At 67.9% G+C, this 2,564-nt stretch carries 3 protein-coding genes; all 3 read right to left on the bottom strand.

Going from position 1 to position 2,564, the window contains the following annotated elements; genetic code table 11:
- Window positions 1-129: 129 nt before the first annotated feature.
- Window positions 130-564 (bottom strand): EamA family transporter, encoded by a 435-nt coding sequence (locus tag JCM9942_RS13845; RefSeq protein WP_054660400.1) that lies wholly within the window; start codon window positions 562-564, stop codon window positions 130-132.
- Window positions 565-589: 25 nt separating this feature from the next.
- Window positions 590-2,245 (bottom strand): phosphoethanolamine transferase, encoded by a 1,656-nt coding sequence (locus JCM9942_RS13840; protein WP_054660398.1) that lies wholly within the window; start codon window positions 2,243-2,245, stop codon window positions 590-592.
- On the bottom strand, window positions 2,242-2,564 hold a 323-nt coding region (locus tag JCM9942_RS13835), incomplete at its 5' end, for a phosphatase PAP2 family protein (RefSeq protein WP_256202392.1). The genes JCM9942_RS13840 and JCM9942_RS13835, both read right to left, overlap by 4 nt.

Raw genomic sequence — 2,564 nt, 5'->3', positions numbered from 1 at the left:
CCAGCGAGAGCACGGCCACGCCAACCGCGGCGGCCAATACCAGATGACGATTCTTCACGGTGATCCCCGGAGTGATTTCAAGTCCGGCGAAGGTAGAGCGGCCGCGTCAGCGCCGCAAGTGGACAAAGGTCAGCGCCTGATCGCCATCAGCAGCACGCCACCGCCGATCATCGCCACGCCCAGCCATTCCCGCCACGCCAGCCGCTCGTGCAGGAAGGCCGCCGCGAACAGCGCCACCAGCACCACGCTGAGCTTGTCCACTGGCGCCACCTGCGCGGCCGGACCGCGTTGCAGGGCGCGGAAATAGCACAGCCACGAGGCGCCGGTGGCCAGCGCCGACACCGCCAGCCAGCCGACGGTGGTGGCGGGCAGTTGCAGCGGGTTGTGCCATTTGCCGGTGGCGGTCACGAACATCGCCAGCACCACGACGATGATCGCGGTGCGCAGCAGCAGCGCCAGATCCGGATCGATGCCCTGCAGGCCGAGCTTGGCGAAAATCGCGGTGAGCGCGGCGAACACCGCCGACAGCAGCGCCCAGGGCAGCCAGTGCGGGAAGGTGGCCATAGGGCTCTCCGCCAGATGCCGGTACTCAGCTGCTGCAGCCGGCGAACACGTCCTGCGCGCGGTCGTACACCGCCGTTTTGACCTGCATCAGGCCCAGCACCGAGGGGAACAGGTTGTCGTGGTCGGCGCGCTGTGCGGCCCGCTCGCGCAGGCAGGCCAGGTCGATGCCGCGATCGGCGGCGAAGCCGGGCGAGAACCACATCAGCATCGGCACCCGTGTCTGCTCTTCCGGGGCGATGGCGTAGGGCATGCCGTGCAGGTAGAGGCCTTTCTCGCCGAGCGATTCGCCGTGGTCGGACAGGTAGATCATCGCCGTGTCGTAGTCCTCGATACCGCGCAGCGCGGCGATGGTGCGGCTGAGGAAGTGGTCGGTGTAGCGGATCGAGTTGTCGTAGCTGTTGACGATCTGCTCGCGGCTGCACTGGCCCAGGTCGGCGGTATCGCAGGTGGGCACGAACTGGCGGAACTGCGCCGGGTAGCGCTGGAAGTAGCTGGGGCCGTGGTTGCCCAGCTGGTGCAGCACCACCACCCGGTCACCGGGTTTGGCGCGCACCTGCGCGGCCAGATCGTCAATCAGGATCTCGTCCATGCAGCGGCCATCGGCGCACAGGCCGGGCGTGGTGGCATCGTCCAGGTGCTGGGTCTGCAGTCCCTCGCACACCCCCTTGCAGCCGGACTGGTTGTCGCGCCACAGCGTGGCGATGCCGGCGTGCTCGAGCACGTGCAGCAGCGACTGGTTGCCGCGGATCTGCTTCTCGTCGTAGTTGCGGCGGCCGAACGGGGAGAACATGCACGGCAGCGAGACTTCGGTGCTGGTGCCGCAGGCATGCATGTCCGGGAAGTTGATCGCGCCGGTCTGCGCCAGCTCCGGTGTGGTCTGGCGGGCGTAGCCGTTCAGGCCCCAGTTCTGCGCGCGCACGGTTTCGCCCACTACCAGCACCAGCAGGCGCGGCTTGCTGCCGGCCGCGCGCGGCGTGGCCTTGGCATCGGTGCCCAGCGGCAGTTTGGGCTGCCGCTTGATCGGGCTGGCGGTGGCCAGGTTCTGCTTGAGCGCGATCAGGTAATTGACCGGCGTGGCCAGATAACGCACTTCGCGATGGTTGCGCATCAGTGCCGAGAGGTCCTGGAACGAGGCCATCGCGCCGCCACCGCCAATGAGCATCACGCCGGCCAGCAGCAGCACCCGCCACAGCAGCGTCTTGCCCCAGCTGCGCTTGCGCAGCCGCACCCGCCACAGCAGCAGGGTCGGCAGCAGCGCGTAGCCGAGCAGCGGCAGGATCAGCGCCGGGGTCATCAGCTCGCGCGATTCCTTGTGGTCGGTGGCCAGCACGTTGCGCAGCATGTCCGCGTCCAGATAGACGTTGTAGCTGTTCATGTAATGCGTGGCGAAGGCGGTGGTGACGAACAACACGGTCAGCAGCACCTTGGCGTTCCAGCGCCACACCAGCAGGCCCAGCAGCAGCGCATGCACACTGAGCAGCAAGGCGAACAGCGAGACCGCGAGCAGCACATTGCCGGGGTTGGTGGCCATCGCGCTGCGCCAGAAAAGCCCGTTGCAGACCAGCGCAAAGAACGCGCTGCTGAGCAGGATCAGGATTTCGGTGCTGATTTGCGGACGCCAGCTGCGCAGCTGGCGCCAGGACAGGCGCGACGTGCGGGCAACAGGAACGGCAGTGCTCATGCGGCTTCCTCCAGGACGCTGACCGGTGCGGGTGAGGCGGATGGAGCGACGGCAGGGGCGAACAGCAGCAGGTACAGCGTCGAGGCAACGGCCCAGCTGATCGCCAGTGACCACAGGTCATGGGACAGGAAGTGCGCACCGCGCAGCTGCTGGGCCACGCCGAATATAGCCCCGACCGCCAGCGCCGTCAGCAGGGCCGGCCAGCGCCACTGCGGACGCACTTCACGCATGAAAAAGAACAGCGCCACCCAGGCGTAGCCGGAGCCGGCATGGCCGGCCGGGAAGCAGGCCGGATTGCCGAGCGCGGCCGGCCGTGCCT

Origin of the sequence: Stenotrophomonas pictorum JCM 9942 (assembly GCF_001310775.1) — a bacterium.
GTDB lineage: Bacteria > Pseudomonadota > Gammaproteobacteria > Xanthomonadales > Xanthomonadaceae > Stenotrophomonas > Stenotrophomonas pictorum.
Note: the sequence above shows the minus strand (reverse complement) of the source record. Positions and strands in the feature narration are given on the sequence as shown.